This is a genomic window from Hafnia paralvei (assembly GCF_020150375.1).
GTDB classification, from domain to species: Bacteria; Pseudomonadota; Gammaproteobacteria; order Enterobacterales; family Enterobacteriaceae; genus Hafnia; species Hafnia paralvei.
The window spans coordinates 1,365,981-1,380,644 of the sequence record NZ_CP083737.1 but is presented as its reverse complement, the minus strand read 5'-3'; the positions used below and the strand labels follow the sequence as shown (position 1 = coordinate 1,380,644).

Genomic DNA, 14,664 nt, shown 5'->3' with positions numbered 1-14,664 from the left:
GGAGCCGATATGATCCGTAAAGCTTTCGTCATGCAGGTTAACCCTGATGCACATACCGAGTATCAACGCCGCCATTCGCCAATTTGGCCCGAACTGGAGGCTGAGCTCAAAGCACATGGCGCACACCGCTATTCAATCTTTCTCGATGAAAAGCGCAATTTACTATTTGGGTTCGTCGAAGTTGAATCTGAAGCGCGCTGGAATGCCATTGCCGAAACGGATGTCTGTCAGCGTTGGTGGAAACACATGGGCGATGTGATGCCTAGTAATCCTGATTGCAGTCCGGTCAGCGACGATCTGAGAGAAGTCTTTTATCTTGCCTGAGCCCGTTGAGTTTTTTGCTAAAAGATACAAATCATCAGGTGATCTAAAAGCTCGATAACTATATGATTCCTGCGTCGGTTTCGGGCGCAGGATGCTGTCTGATCTTCTTTGATAAGCCATTCGCAACAGTCGCCAAATTACTTACCTATATCAATTAATTAGGAATAAATTGGTGTTCACAATGATTTCATTACCCAAACACCCAGCCAGACTTGCCGTCATTGCGTGCATACTTTTCTTAGCGGGCTGCTCGCATAAACATAGTTATAAAAAGTATGATGCTCATGCCTACGATGATGTTATTGAGGATGCCGCTGATGACTACAAAGTCGATCCTAAGCTTATTGCGGCGATTATTCAGGTGGAGTCCAGTTTCAACCCTGAAGCAGTCAGCCCATCCAATGCCATTGGCCTCATGCAGCTTAAAGCCTCAACGGGCGGCTGCGATGCATATCGCTATAAAGGTAAAAGCGGATGTCCAGATGATGACGATCTGCTCGATCCTGAAACCAATATTGATCTAGGCGCTGCCTATATCGGCGCAATTCAATATCAGCAATTAAATTGGATCGACGATCCTGTGACGCGTCGCTACGCCACCGAAGTTGCCTATGCAAACGGCGCTGGTGCACTGTTACGCACGTTTTCGAGCAATCGAAAAACGGCAATTAAAATGATCAATCAACTCTCGCCGGAAGCCTTTCATTGGCACGTTCGCCAATATCACCCCGCAGCCCAGGCGCCAAAATATATGGCAAAAGTGGAACAGGTATACAATACCCTGTAAGGTTTCAAACGCTGATGCACATAGCATCGTGATGCAAGGCTTCGTTCGTCGGTCTGCACCAGTACTTTAATAAAATCACGATCATAGACGAACATATTCTTATCTTACCCAATGATCCAAACAGCTCTTCCTTTTGACCTCAGCCGTCTGCCGATTTTCCCCCTGTCGGTAAGCCTTGACTCAGTAAAAAGGCCTATGACTCATCATCACAGGCCTTTTTATACGATCTCGCGTTATTTATTTGCTAGGAGCTCCATCCTTAGAAAATCGACGACGCACGACCACAAAGAAAACGGGTACAAAAAAGATAGCCAGCAGCGTCGCTGTTAACATTCCGCCCATTACCCCAGTGCCGACAGCATTCTGAGCACCAGACCCCGCACCGGAGCTAATGACCAACGGTAAAACACCGAGAATAAACGCCAGTGAGGTCATCAGAATAGGACGTAAACGCATACGCACGGCATCTAATGTCGCATCGATAAGTCCTTTCCCTTCTTTCTCCATCAAATCTTTCGCAAATTCGACGATTAATATCGCATTCTTAGCGGAAAGCCCAATGGTGGTTAACAGACCGACTTGGAAATAAACATCGTTGTTCATACCCCGTATCGCAGCCGCTAAGAGCGCCCCGACAACGCCGAGTGGAACAACCAACATGACCGAGAACGGGATAGACCAACTTTCATAGAGCGCAGCCAAGCACAGGAATACCACAACCAGAGAAATAGCATACAACGCGGGAGCCTGATTACCCGAGAGACGCTCTTGATACGACATTCCCGTCCAGTCATAGCCAATGCCAGCAGGTAATTTAGCGACCAGTTGCTCCATCATCTGCATAGCATCACCAGTACTCTTACCTAGCGTGGGTTCCCCCAAAATTTCCATTGAAGGTAAACCGTTATAGCGCTCTAAACGTGGCGATCCAGAAATCCAACCCGCTGTAGAAAATGCAGAGAACGGTACCATCTTTCCGCTATCGCCGCGGACATACCAATTATTGATATCACTTGGCAGCATACGGAAACGAGCATCAGCCTGTGCATAGACTTTCTTCACGCGCCCATGATCAATAAAATCGTTAACGTAGCTTCCCCCCAAAGCGATGGAGATAGTCTGGTTGATATCAGACAGCGATACCCCCAGTGCCTGCGCTTTTTCCTGATCGACCTCTAATTTGTATTGAGGTGTATCTTCCAGACCGTTCGGACGCACTCGCACCATGACCTCAGGATGTTCAGCCACCATACCGAGCAGTTGATTACGTGCCTGAGTCAATTTCTCATGACCTAGGTTAGCCTGATCGATAAGTTCAAAGTCAAAACCGGTTGCGGTTCCCAATTCAATAATTGCAGGGAGGTTGAATGGGAAGACCAATCCATCTTTGATCTTCGTGAAGGCCTTCATTGCGCGGCCGACTATGGCTGTCACACCGTTTTCTTTGCCTGAGCGTTGATCCCAAGGCTTCAGGCTGATAAATGCCAACCCAGAGTTTTGCCCTTGCCCGCTGAAGCTAAAGCCGTTTACAGTGAAAACTGACTCAACGTTAGCATGCTCTTTTGTCAGGTAGTATTGAGTAACCTGATCCAACACCTGCTGGGTGCGCAACTGAGTTGCACCCGCGGGTAGCTGTACCATTGTCATAAATACGCCCTGATCTTCTTCGGGTAAAAACGACGTTGGAAGGCGTAGGAACAACACGCCCATACCAATCACTATCAACACATAGATAATTAAATAACGACCGGTACTTCTTAAAATCCCACCGACGCTATCCGTATAGTGATGTGCACTTTTCTCAAACGTCCGATTGAACCAGCCAAAGAAGCCTTTTTTCTCGCCATGACCTTCTGCAGAAACCGGCTTGAGCATCGTAGCGCAAAGCGCAGGTGTCAAGATCAATGCCACCAATACCGACAACGCCATGGCTGACACAATAGTTATGGAGAACTGGCGATAAATCGCACCAGTTGAACCGCCAAAGAAAGCCATCGGGATAAACACGGCCGATAACACCATGGCAATACCCACCAATGCGCCCTGTATTTGTTCCATCGACTTTTTGGTGGCTTCTTTTGGCGATAGATGTTCTTCCGCCATAACACGCTCGACGTTTTCAACAACGACGATCGCATCGTCGACCAATAGTCCTATCGCCAATACCATTCCGAACATGGTGAGGGTATTGATCGAATAACCAAACGCAGAAAGCACCGCAAACGTTCCTAGCAACACAACGGGAACCGCAATCGTTGGGATCAACGTCGCCCGAATATTTTGCAAGAACAGATACATGACTAAAAAGACGAGGATAATCGCTTCTAACAGCGTCTTGATAACTTCGTGAATAGAGATTTGAACAAACGGCGTTGTATCGTACGGATAAACAACCCTCATCCCCTGTGGAAAATAAGGCTGTAGCTCTGCCAGCTTAGCTTTGATAGCCGCCGCAGTATCCAGAGCATTTGCCCCCGTCGCTAATTTGATCCCTAAACCTGCTGCCGGTTGCCCATTGATTTTAGCGACGATATTGTAGTTTTCACCGCCTAACTCAATACGAGCCACATCTTTTAGCCTAACCTGCGAACCATCTTGGTTAACTTTCAGCAAAACTTGGCCAAACTGCTCAGGGTCTTTCAGACGTGTCTGCGCAATAATTGACGCATTCAGTTGCTGATTATGCACAGATGGCGTTCCGCCTAATTGCCCTGCGGCAATCTGGTCATTCTGAATTTTAAGCTGGTTAATAACATCAATTGGAGTGAGTTGATACTTATTCAGTTGATCGGAATTCAACCAAATACGCATCGCGTACTGCGCACCAAATAGCTGTACATCCCCGACACCGTTACTACGGCTGATAGGGTCTTTGATATTTGATGCGACATAGTCGGAAATATCATCCTGCGTCAGGTTCTTGTTATCGGAAATAAAACCGGCAACGAGCAAAAAGCTGCTGCTGGACTTTTCAACACTAATCCCCTGCTGCTGAACTTCCTGTGGCAACAAAGGCATTGCCAGCTGTAGTTTGTTTTGTACCTGTACCTGTGCGATGTCTGGATCGGTGCCAGAATTAAAGGTCAATGTAATCGTCACGCCACCAGCAGAATCACTCGTGGACGACATGTACATCAGATTATCGATACCGTTCATATTCTGTTCGACAATCTGAGTGACCGTATCTTGCACCGTTTGCGCATCAGCCCCTGGATAGGTGGCTGTGATCGCGATGGCAGGAGGTGCAATCGTTGGATACTGGGCTACAGGCAGTCGCAGAATAGCCAATCCCCCCGCCAGCATCAGAATGATGGCAAGTACCCAGGCGAAGATCGGGCGCTCAATAAAAAACTTAGCCATGAGTTTGGTTTACCTTGTATAAATCATCGCCACAGCGATTACTGTCCCTGAGGCGCATTGGCCTGTAGGTTCTGTTCTTCGACTTTCACCGTCATTTCTGGACGAACTTTTTGCAGTCCACTCACTATGACGCGGTCACCGCTATGTAATCCCTCGGTGACTAACCACTTATCGCCAATTGCCTGCGAGGCCGTCACATTACGTACTTCGACCTGACTTTTAGCATTGACTAACATGACTGTCGCTTCACCACGCGGATTACGTGTTACCCCCTGTTGGGGAACCAGCAAGGCATCTTTTTGCATACCTTCATCAACACGGGCACGAACAAACATTCCCGGTAGAAGGTCGTGTTGAGGATTAGGGAATAGAGCGCGAATCGTGATGGATCCGGTGCTTTCATCTACGCTGACATCGGAGAACTGCAGCTTGCCCTTTAACGGATATGCCTGTCCGTTCTCCATAACCAACGTCACTTCAGCTTGTTGAGCACTTTTCTCCAAGCTTCCCTGAGTCACAGCTTGTTTGAGGCGCATAAAATCATTGCTCGACTGGGTAACATCGACGTAGATAGGGTCTAACTGTTGCACAGTCGCCAACGCTGTCGCCTGCTCTGTTGTGACCAATGCACCTTCAGTGACATTGGATTGTCCGATACGTCCATCAATCGGTGATGAAACCTTGGTATAGGCCAAATTAATACGCGCCGTTTCGACATTTGCTTTTGCTGCCTGCACGTCCGCATCAGCCTGCTGAGCATTCGCTATCGCAGTATCAAATTCTTGCTGACTAACATAGTGATCGCTTAATAGAGGTTTATCGCGCTGTACGGTTAAATGTGCCAACTTGGCCGCCGCAACAGCCTTCGCTAATTCCCCCTGAGCACTGTCATAAGCTGCTTTATAAGGAGCAGGATCGATCTGATACAGGGATTCCCCCCCGCGAATATCGCTACCTTCCGTGAAATTACGTTTCAGAATAATTCCGCCGACCTGAGGACGAACCTCAGCAACTCGATATGCATCAGTACGGCCTGGTAATTCAGTGGTTACCTGCAGAGCTTCAGCCTTAAGCGTGACAACGCCTACCTGCGGTTGTGGCAGCGGAGCTTTCACGTCCTCACTATCACATCCTGATAAAGTGAAACAGGCAGAAAGAAGGATGACTGAGGGCAGGAGAATAAACTCACTGTATTTCTTCATTGCTATTCCTTAAATATTTCGAAGCTACGCCAGGCGTACATAAATAATGAGAATGCTTTAATAGAATATGATTCATCACATAATCACTTTTGTGGTTATTAATTACCCAACTGACTATCAAAAAAAATGAATGACATAAAAATGACTTTAGCTACAGCTACGTCATTGATAAATTCATGAGGCACATAAACTCAAATACATATATTTTTTATATAAACCAATACAACCAATCAGATGCACTAAAACCATGATGATATACTTAAAGATAAAGCGCACAACATCCAGTTAAAAAGTAATAACCTGTCATTTGTTATGTAAATTTAATTATCAAACTTACGTAGTCTTTATGCCCACCGCTTACAGATAAATTAAACACATACAATTATGTTGAATAATTCATTGAAATTATTTAATGGAATAGGCTACTACCTTCTTGCTTATAAGACTCTTTGTGAGGAAATCATCACCACATCATCAGTGTAACTTTCGACGAGAGAAACAAATGACAAAATAGCCATAGAGTGAATAAAATAAGAAATGCATCGTACAGAATTTCACAACCCTCTGTAAATCATAGTCTGGAAAATTTGGTATCGCTATGGCACGTAAAACTAAAGAAGATGCGTTTATTACTCGACAGAGAATAATAAATGTAGCAATTCGTGAATTTTCAACGCAGGGATTCTCCTCAACATCGCTCGCCGATATTGCTAGTGCCGCTGGCGTAACGCGAGGGGCCATTTACTGGCACTTTAAAAATAAAGAAGAGCTATTTAATGAAATATGGCAGCAATCTGCTCACTACTCTCTGTATATTTCAGAAAAAATTCACAGTAAAAACAAAGATAATCCATTAAAAGCGCTGCAAGAGACGCTGACCTATATTTTACGTGCAGCGGTCAGCGATCCGCAACAAAAATCATTAATGAAAATAATGTTTCACCAGTGTGAATTCACAAAAGAAATGACTTCTCGTAGTGAAATTAGACGAATGGTTTATTTCGAAGAGGAACGTTTATCTGATAATTTAAAACGTTGTGTTACATTAAATCAATTACCATCAAAATTAAACATTGAACAATCAGTAATTATAATCAGGGCATATATGAGTGGTTTAATAGAGAACTGGCTACTCTGCTCTGAAAATTACGATCTCAACAGCAACGCATCCGGCTTAGTTGATAACCTAATTACATTATTAAAAATACAGTAACTCATTTACATAAAAAAGGCCGCGATGAGCCGCGACCTAGTTAATAATTAAATAAAACTCACAATCAACATCAGCTACCCCGATAAGTTGAATAGCCATATTGGCTAAGCAACAACGGCACATGTAAATGCTGATTCATTTTTGTGACATGAAAGACTACGGGTATTTCAGGAAAGAAAGTGTCCTGTTTTAGCGCTGAAAAATATGCTCCCGTTTTAAACGTCACTTTATAGTCGCCAAGCGCCATCGTTTTATGTGCCGGATATAGTGCAGGAATCCGGCCATCTTCGTCAGTGACAGCGCTAGATAAATTGACCCATTTATCCCCTTCTTTATGCTCCAGCGTTACAGTGACACCCGCGGATGGCAGTCCTGTCTGTTGATTCAGTATGTGTACGCTAAGGGGATTTTTGATCTGCTCAGCCCCAGCCGTAGCCGTTAAACTTATCAGTGAGGCCAGAAGTAAGACTTTCAACGATTTCATTAGAAGTTAGCCCTTTTGTATTTATTGAGGAATTTGAATCTAACATGTGAAATCGCCAATCTGGGTTTATCACAAAAAGTTTAAGTTTGAGCAGATAACAGAATAAAAATGCCCCGCTCAGCGACAGTGTCTCCGGCGAGGCATGATTTCAATGACCAGATAACAACGACTTTATTTTCAATATATTAAGCCGTATTTCTCTCAATTATTTGCGATACTGCTCGTCTGTAACGTGCTCCATCCAGTCAACGACGCTTCCGTTTAGGGATTCAGCAATAGCGATATGTGTCATTGCTGTTTCAGCCGTTGCGCCATGCCAATGTTTGACGCCCTCTGGAATCCAAACGATATCGCCCGGATTGATCTCTTGAACATCTTTCCCCAGTTCCTGCACCCAACCACGGCCTTGCGTGACGATCAGCGTTTGTCCCAATGGATGAGTGTGCCAAGCGGTACGAGCGCCAGGCTCAAAGGTTACCGTTGCCCCGCCAACACGAGCGGGTTCTTCAGCTTGGAACATGCCATCAATACGAACATTTCCGGTAAAATAGTCTGCTGAACCTGACACGGATGCCTGTGAAGCGTTACGAATAATTTTCATTTTTTCCTCTTATGATCTCTTCGACTTCGGCAAACATAACCGGAGTGAGCACATCTCGTTTTATTGCCTAAAAGTTACCCCCATTTGCAGCAGGTCACTAGATAGAGAAACAAGAAAGGAGCTATGAAATAAATTCATTAATCTGATTATAATGGGATCTATGTTTTAAAATGCGGGTCAGGAAATGCTTAAAGAAAACTTCAACGATTTGATCTCTTTTCTTGTCGTCGCCAGAGAGCGTAGTTTTACTAAAGCGGCTGCTAAGTTGGGCGTGTCACAATCTGCACTCAGCCACTCCATTCGCGGATTAGAAGAACGCCTCGATATACGCCTGCTAACCCGAACAACACGCAGTGTTGCGCCAACCGAAGCGGGCGAGAAGTTAGCAACAAGCCTTGAGCCAAGGTTTGCTGAGATAGAAAGCGAGCTAGACGCCCTTCGCGACATGCGCGATACCCCAGCCGGCAATATTCGGATTACCGCGGGTGAACACGCTGTCGATTCAGTTTTGTGGCCGGTATTAAAGCCTTTTCTCGCATCTTATCCTGATATTAACGTTGAGATCGTCGTTGATAACACGTTAACCGATATTGTTAGCGGACGTTTTGATGCAGGCATTCGCCTCGGCGAACAGGTAGCGAAAGACATGATTGCCGTACGTATCGGTCCAGATATGAGCATGGCAGTGGTCGGCTCACCTAGTTACTTCGAACAATATGGCACGCCTGAGACACCTCAAGATTTGCAGAATCATCGCTGTATCAATATGCGGTTGCCAACAATGGGCGGTTTGTATGCATGGGAGTTTGAAAAAGAGGGGCAGGAATTGAGAGTCAGGGTCGATGGACAGCTTATCTTTAATAGCCTGCGCCAACGTATTGATGCCGCCAATTTGGGTTTTGGCATCGCCTACGTTCCTGAAGATTCGGTTAAAAATGAGCTAGCCGATGGCCGACTTGTGCAAGTTCTTAAAGAATGGTGCAACACGTTTCCTGGCTACTATCTTTATTACCCAAGTCGCAAACAGCATACGACAGCCTTTTCTCTGTTTGTCGAAGCTCTGCGTTACAAGCGCTAACACACAATAAGTGGAGTGATGAAGCAAACTTATAGCCACTGTGTTATTGGTGCACTTCCGGCATGAACAATGGTTTATTCAGTCAACTCAACCCTCGGCTTCTCGAATGTAACCTCATGCCGTCTATTTTTCCTCTTCGATAACCAGCAGCATCCTTAACTGCCTCCCTTTTGGTCGTACCAATCCACTTAAAAACGTGGCATTCAGTACAGAAAAATAAAAAAAGTAAATGCTATCGTTGCGATCATTTAACAAAAGGTTAACCATTAATCATCATAAAAGTTACCCGCCATCATTGGTCCTACCAATGGAGCGGGACGATAAAGTGTCTGATCTCTGGAGATACCTGCATGCAAGTTTGGCAACAAGTTTACGACCCTATCGGGAATATCTGGCTGTCTAGTCTCATCGCTGCACTGCCCATTCTCTTTTTCTTCTATGCGTTGATAAAGCTCAAGCTAAAGGGGTATATCGCTGCCACCATCACCGTGGGCATTGCGTTATTAGTGGCTCTGTTCTTCTACAAAATGCCAGCCGATCGCGCTTTTGCATCCGTCATATATGGTTTTTTCTATGGCCTCTGGCCTATCGCTTGGATCATTATTGCCGCAGTATTTGTGTATAAAATCTCGGTAAAAACGGGGCAGTTCGACATCATCCGCTCCTCGATACTCTCCATCACACCTGACCAACGCCTACAAATGCTGATCGTCGGCTTTTGCTTTGGCGCCTTCCTAGAAGGCGCAGCAGGGTTTGGGGCTCCGGTCGCTATTACCGCCGCTTTACTCGTCGGTCTGGGGTTCAATCCCTTGTATGCCGCGGGTCTGTGCTTGATCGTGAACACGGCCCCCGTTGCATTTGGTGCCATGGGGATCCCGATTATCGTCGCGGGTCAGGTCACTGGGTTAGATAGCTTTGAGATTGGCCAGATGGTCGGACGTCAGCTACCGTTTCTGACTATCATCGTACTGTTTTGGATCATGGCTATTATGGATGGCTGGCGCGGGATTAAAGAAACGTGGCCTGCCGTAGTCGTCGCCGGTGGAGCATTCGCCGTAGCCCAGTATCTGAGTTCAAACTTTATTGGCCCTGAGCTGCCAGATATTATTTCATCGCTGGTGTCACTGGTTTGCTTAACGCTGTTTCTTCGCGTTTGGCAACCTAAACGCATCTTCCGCTTTAACGACGTGGGCGCCTCGATAACCGACCAAACTTTGGCGCGCCAAAATTATACGTTGAAACAGGTTATACGCGCGTGGATGCCGTTCATTTTCCTCACCGCCACGGTCACCATCTGGAGTATTCCGCCATTCAAAGCGTTGTTTGCCAAAGGCGGCGCATTGCAGGATTGGGGCTTTAATTTCTCAGTCCCGTTCCTTGATAAACTGGTGGCAAAAATGCCTCCGGTGGTGGCGGAAAGCATGCCGTATGCAGCCGTCTATAAACTCGACTGGTTGTCGGCTACTGGCACGGCCATTATCGTAGCGGCGGTGATTTCCGTTATCTATCTACGCATGAAACCACGGGCGGCGGTTGAGACATTTTTCTCTACGATGAAAGAGCTGGCGCTACCGATTTACTCTATCGGTATGGTACTGGCCTTTGCCTTTATCTCTAACTATTCAGGCCTCTCGGCAACGCTCGCGTTGGCCCTGGCTCATACCGGCGATGCGTTTACCTTCTTCTCGCCGTTCCTTGGCTGGCTAGGGGTATTCCTTACCGGTTCAGATACTTCATCAAACGCGTTGTTTGCCGCACTTCAGGCGACAACAGCGCAGCAAATCGGCGTCTCTGACGTTCTACTTGTTGCTGCCAATACCACCGGTGGTGTAACTGGCAAAATGATTTCACCACAGTCTATTGCGATTGCCTGCGCAGCCGTTGGACTGGTGGGTAAAGAGTCCGATCTGTTCCGTTTCACCGTTAAACACAGCCTGATATTCACCTGTATGGTTGGGGTTATCACCACCTTGCAGGCCTATCTGCTGACTTGGATGATTCCATGACACCACTGCATCAACCTCGCCTTGCTGACCATCTGGTCGAGCGTGTTAAGGCGATTATTCATGAACGAAAACTGGAGGCAGGCATGCGGTTGCCTGCCGAAAGGCAGTTAGCAGCCGAGTTGGGCGTTTCCCGTTCGTCACTACGCGAAGCAATTCAAAAGCTGATTAGCGAACATGTGCTCATTAGCCGTCGCGGCGGCGGTACATACGTGCGCTTCGAGCTTCAGCCTTGGTCTGAGCAACGTATTGTTGAGCCGTTGAGAACGTTGGTGGCAGAAGATCCCAACTATCGTTACGACATTCTTGAAGCACGTCATGCCATCGAAGCGAGCACCGCATGGCACGCAGCCATGCGCGCAACCGAAGCTGATAAAGAAAAACTTCAATACTGTTTCGATGCCACGCTCATGCTTAAAGAAAGCGATAACCCTGATTTGGCTGCACAGGCCGATGTTCGCTTTCATCTGGCTATTGCAGAGGCATCACACAACGTGGTGTTACTGCAAACCATGCGCGGATTCTTCGATTTGATGCAATCATCAGTGATGCACAGTCGCCAGCGTATGTACACCGCCCCCACCATTTTTGCTCGTCTTACCGAGCAACACCGTGAACTCCTTCAGGCCATTTTGGCCGGCGATCCGGATCGAGCCAGCAAAGCGGCAAAAGCACATCTCGGTTTCGTTCACTCCACGATAAAAAATCTGCATGAAGATGAGGCCCGACAGGCTCGAATAACCCGCCTGCCAGATGAAGAAACAAATGCAATAAGGGAAGGAAATCCATGATTATTTCAGCTGCAACCGACTACCGCGCCGCGGCGCAACGCAAACTACCACCGTTTCTGTTTCACTATATCGACGGCGGAGCCTATGCCGAACATACATTGCGACGTAATGTGGAAGATCTCGCGCAGGTCGCGTTAAGGCAGCGCGTACTCAAGAATATGTCTGCGCTCAGTCTCGAAACCCAGCTTTTTAATGAAAAACTGGCTATGCCGGTGGCGCTAGGTCCCGTTGGCTTGTGTGGTATGTATGCACGCCGTGGCGAAGTTCAAGCTGCGCGCGCCGCAGAACAAAAAGGCATCCCTTTCACGCTCTCGACCGTTTCGGTTTGCCCAATTGAAGAAGTCACACCGGCGATTAAGCGGCCTATGTGGTTTCAACTCTATGTTCTCAAAGACCGTGGTTTTATGCGTAACGCTTTAGAACGCGCTAAAGCGGCAGGCTGCTCCACGTTGGTCTTTACCGTAGATATGCCCACGCCTGGCGCGCGCTACCGCGATGCTCACTCAGGGATGAGCGGCCCTAATGCAGCCATGCGTCGCTACTTGCAGGCAATGACTCATCCCGCATGGGCATGGGACGTGGGCTTAAATGGTCGTCCGCACGATCTCGGTAATATCTCTGCCTATCTGGGGAAACCGACTGGTCTTGAAGACTATATCGGCTGGCTTGCATCTAATTTCGATCCTTCTATTTCGTGGAGCGATTTGGAGTGGATACGTGATTTCTGGGATGGGCCGATGATTATTAAAGGCATTCTTGATCCCGAAGATGCGCGCGATGCTGTTCGCTTCGGCGCCGATGGTATTGTGGTGTCAAACCACGGTGGTCGTCAGCTAGACGGTGTGCTGTCTTCCGCTCGAGCACTCCCCGCCATTGCCGACGCAGTTAAAGGCGATATAAAGATTCTAGCCGACAGTGGGATCCGCAGCGGCTTAGACGTAGTGCGTATGATTGCGCTCGGTGCAGATTCCGTTCTGTTAGGACGTGCCTATCTCTATGCGCTAGCCACTGCTGGACAAGCCGGCGTTGAGAACCTATTGGGATTAATCGAAAAAGAGATGCGTGTAGCAATGACGCTGACCGGCGCGAAATCTATTGCTGAGATCAGTCGTGACTCGTTAGTTCAGGAAGGATTAGGCTGATGTAAACGGATCTCACGCATTCACCCAGCCCTCTTGAAGAGGCTGGGTGATGGCATAAAAACATTAACCTTCAGATCTCACATCGACTTCGGTTAGCTCAGGACGCACCGCTCGCGGATACTTCCACAACCAGCGGCCGCTGACCATACGCCAATAGAAACATACGCCGCGCACCGCCCAGTCAAAGAACATACCAAGCCATACGCCAACAACGCCCATACCCAGTACAATGCCTAATATATAACCTGCTACCACGCGGCACCCCCACATGCCAAGCATGGAGATCCACATGGCAAAACGCACATCGCGCGCACCTTTCAGCCCAGCAGGCAGCACCCACGACGCAGCCCATATCGGCATGAATGCCGCATTCAGCCACAGCAGAATTTTCACGACTTCAATAACATCGGGTTCTCGCGTGTAAAAAGAGGCAAATAGACCAGCAAAAGGCGCGGTTCCCCAAGCAATTAAGGTGAGTACAACGGTTGATAACCAGAAGACATACCGCAACTGTCTTTCCGCTTGACCAATTTGGCCTTTGCCCAAACGTCGCCCGACGATAATAGTTGAAGCCGATCCCAACGCATTTCCGGGCAGGTTTATCAATGCCGCTACCGAGAAGGCAATAAAGTTACCGGCAATAACGTTCGTTCCCATGCCTGCTACAAACATTTGCGTCAGCAACTTACCCCCAGTGAATAACACCGATTCAATGCTGGCAGGAATACCAATCCCTAGCACTTCCCACAGAATATTCAGCTTCAGAGGTTTAAAGTAGCTTTTGATCGAAATACGCAGTGCGGGGTTAAAACCTTTTAACAGCACATAAATAATGCAGGCAGCGCCAATATAGCGGGAAATAGTCAACCCTAAGCCTGCGCCGATAAATCCAAGACCATGCCAACCGAGAGCGCCATAAATCAGTACGCTACTGATCATGATATTCAGAATATTCATTCCGCCATTCACTAATAGAGGAATTTTGGTATTTCCCGCACCGCGCAACGCCCCGCTACCGATCAGCGCAATAGCAGCGGCAGGATAGCTCCATACCGTCGTTTGCAGATACGAAAGCGCCAAACCTTTGACTTCAGACGTCGCATCGCCTGCAATCACATCAATGATTTGCTCACCCGCTAAGTGGATCCCTGCGGCCAGTAACAGGGCCACCACCGTCATCAACACCAGTGACTGCCTGGCTGCGGCACGAGCCTTACGTCTATCACGCGTCCCCAAGCTAAAAGCAACAACCACGGTTGTTCCGAGGTCAACGGCGGCAAAGAACGAGATAATCACCATGTTGAAACTATCGGCAAGCCCCACTCCTGCCATCGCTTCTTTACCAATCCAACTCACCAGAAAAGTACTGAGAACCCCCATCAACAGCACACAGGCATTTTCCATAAAGATAGGAACAGCCAGCGGCGTTATTTCCCGCCAGAACAAAACTCGGTAACTTTTTCGCTTGGCATACCAACGTGTTTTCGCCACACGCTGGCGCAGTACTGCATGTAAGTTCAAGATTAGCCTACAGAATTGGAGTGAAACCACGTTTCAAATAATGATTTATAGATACTTATTCTGCAAAGTATTTTTTGTATCTTACTGTTGTTGCGATCACAGAATTTAACTCATTAATCACGTAATAGGCCGGTTGCAAGAGGAAGTAAATCAGCTAA

General features: G+C 47.4%; 12 protein-coding genes. 7 read left to right on the top strand and 5 right to left on the bottom strand.

What is annotated here, in order from left to right:
• Window positions 1–9 precede the first annotated feature (9 nt).
• Complete coding sequence (gene rhaM, locus K9N75_RS06495; RefSeq protein WP_039187168.1) at window positions 10–324, top strand: L-rhamnose mutarotase; 315 nt, start codon at window positions 10–12, stop codon at window positions 322–324.
• A gap of 181 nt (window positions 325–505) precedes the next feature.
• A complete protein-coding gene (locus K9N75_RS06490) occupies window positions 506–1,111 on the top strand; it encodes a transglycosylase SLT domain-containing protein (protein ID WP_008812714.1) in 606 nt (201 codons plus the stop codon).
• A 237-nt stretch (window positions 1,112–1,348) separates the two neighbouring features.
• Here K9N75_RS06490 and K9N75_RS06485 read toward each other — a convergent pair whose 3' ends face one another.
• Window positions 1,349–4,471 (bottom strand): efflux RND transporter permease subunit, encoded by a 3,123-nt coding sequence (locus K9N75_RS06485; protein ID WP_064574671.1) that lies wholly within the window; start codon window positions 4,469–4,471, stop codon window positions 1,349–1,351.
• A gap of 38 nt (window positions 4,472–4,509) precedes the next feature.
• Window positions 4,510–5,673: an efflux RND transporter periplasmic adaptor subunit gene (locus K9N75_RS06480; protein WP_039187172.1), complete on the bottom strand. Its 1,164-nt coding sequence runs from the start codon at window positions 5,671–5,673 to the stop codon at window positions 4,510–4,512.
• Window positions 5,674–6,271: 598 nt separating this feature from the next.
• On the opposite strand from K9N75_RS06480, the gene K9N75_RS06475 reads away from it, so the two are divergent.
• Window positions 6,272–6,886, top strand: coding sequence for a TetR family transcriptional regulator (locus K9N75_RS06475; RefSeq protein ID WP_096081101.1), 615 nt, complete (start codon window positions 6,272–6,274; stop codon window positions 6,884–6,886).
• A 70-nt stretch (window positions 6,887–6,956) separates the two neighbouring features.
• Here the strand turns inward: K9N75_RS06475 and uraH are convergent, their stop codons facing one another.
• Together uraH and K9N75_RS06465 are read right to left on the bottom strand one after the other, a co-directional pair.
• A complete protein-coding gene (uraH, locus tag K9N75_RS06470; protein ID WP_008812710.1) occupies window positions 6,957–7,370 on the bottom strand; it encodes a hydroxyisourate hydrolase in 414 nt (137 codons plus the stop codon).
• Window positions 7,371–7,575: 205 nt separating this feature from the next.
• Window positions 7,576–7,971, bottom strand: a complete 396-nt coding sequence (locus K9N75_RS06465) for a (R)-mandelonitrile lyase (RefSeq protein WP_008812709.1) — start codon at window positions 7,969–7,971, stop codon at window positions 7,576–7,578.
• Between the two features lie 184 nt (window positions 7,972–8,155).
• Here K9N75_RS06465 and K9N75_RS06460 point away from each other — a divergent pair, with 184 nt between their 5' ends.
• The 4 genes from K9N75_RS06460 to lldD all read left to right on the top strand — a co-directional run bounded on the left by K9N75_RS06460 (window position 8,156) and on the right by lldD (window position 12,985).
• A complete protein-coding gene (locus K9N75_RS06460; RefSeq protein WP_008812708.1) occupies window positions 8,156–9,049 on the top strand; it encodes a LysR family transcriptional regulator in 894 nt (297 codons plus the stop codon).
• Between the two features lie 350 nt (window positions 9,050–9,399).
• Window positions 9,400–11,055 (top strand): L-lactate permease, encoded by a 1,656-nt coding sequence (lldP, locus tag K9N75_RS06455; protein WP_224452383.1) that lies wholly within the window; start codon window positions 9,400–9,402, stop codon window positions 11,053–11,055.
• On the top strand, window positions 11,052–11,843 hold the full coding sequence (lldR, locus tag K9N75_RS06450; RefSeq protein WP_008812706.1) for a transcriptional regulator LldR: 792 nt from the start codon (window positions 11,052–11,054) through the stop codon (window positions 11,841–11,843). The genes lldP and lldR overlap by 4 nt, the downstream gene beginning before the upstream one ends.
• A complete protein-coding gene (gene lldD, locus K9N75_RS06445) occupies window positions 11,840–12,985 on the top strand; it encodes an FMN-dependent L-lactate dehydrogenase LldD (RefSeq protein ID WP_008812705.1) in 1,146 nt (381 codons plus the stop codon). The genes lldR and lldD overlap by 4 nt, the downstream gene beginning before the upstream one ends.
• A gap of 63 nt (window positions 12,986–13,048) precedes the next feature.
• Here lldD and K9N75_RS06440 read toward each other — a convergent pair whose 3' ends face one another.
• Complete coding sequence (locus K9N75_RS06440) at window positions 13,049–14,506, bottom strand: EmmdR/YeeO family multidrug/toxin efflux MATE transporter (protein ID WP_039187177.1); 1,458 nt, start codon at window positions 14,504–14,506, stop codon at window positions 13,049–13,051.
• Window positions 14,507–14,664: the final 158 nt, after the last annotated feature.

Excerpts from the sequence above, each read along its gene's own strand:
- uraH (WP_008812710.1), bottom strand. The coding sequence starts at position 7,370 with ATGAAATCGTTGAAAGTCTTACTTCTGGCCTCACTGATAAGTTTAACG.
- lldD (WP_008812705.1), top strand. The coding sequence starts at position 11,840 with ATGATTATTTCAGCTGCAACCGACTACCGCGCCGCGGCGCAACGCAAA.
- K9N75_RS06485 (WP_064574671.1), bottom strand. The coding sequence starts at position 4,471 with ATGGCTAAGTTTTTTATTGAGCGCCCGATCTTCGCCTGGGTACTTGCC.
- rhaM (WP_039187168.1), top strand. The coding sequence starts at position 10 with ATGATCCGTAAAGCTTTCGTCATGCAGGTTAACCCTGATGCACATACC.
- K9N75_RS06465 (WP_008812709.1), bottom strand. The coding sequence starts at position 7,971 with ATGAAAATTATTCGTAACGCTTCACAGGCATCCGTGTCAGGTTCAGCA.
- lldR (WP_008812706.1), top strand. The coding sequence starts at position 11,052 with ATGACACCACTGCATCAACCTCGCCTTGCTGACCATCTGGTCGAGCGT.
- K9N75_RS06490 (WP_008812714.1), top strand. The coding sequence starts at position 506 with ATGATTTCATTACCCAAACACCCAGCCAGACTTGCCGTCATTGCGTGC.
- K9N75_RS06460 (WP_008812708.1), top strand. The coding sequence starts at position 8,156 with ATGCTTAAAGAAAACTTCAACGATTTGATCTCTTTTCTTGTCGTCGCC.
- K9N75_RS06475 (WP_096081101.1), top strand. The coding sequence starts at position 6,272 with ATGGCACGTAAAACTAAAGAAGATGCGTTTATTACTCGACAGAGAATA.
- lldP (WP_224452383.1), top strand. The coding sequence starts at position 9,400 with ATGCAAGTTTGGCAACAAGTTTACGACCCTATCGGGAATATCTGGCTG.
- K9N75_RS06480 (WP_039187172.1), bottom strand. The coding sequence starts at position 5,673 with ATGAAGAAATACAGTGAGTTTATTCTCCTGCCCTCAGTCATCCTTCTT.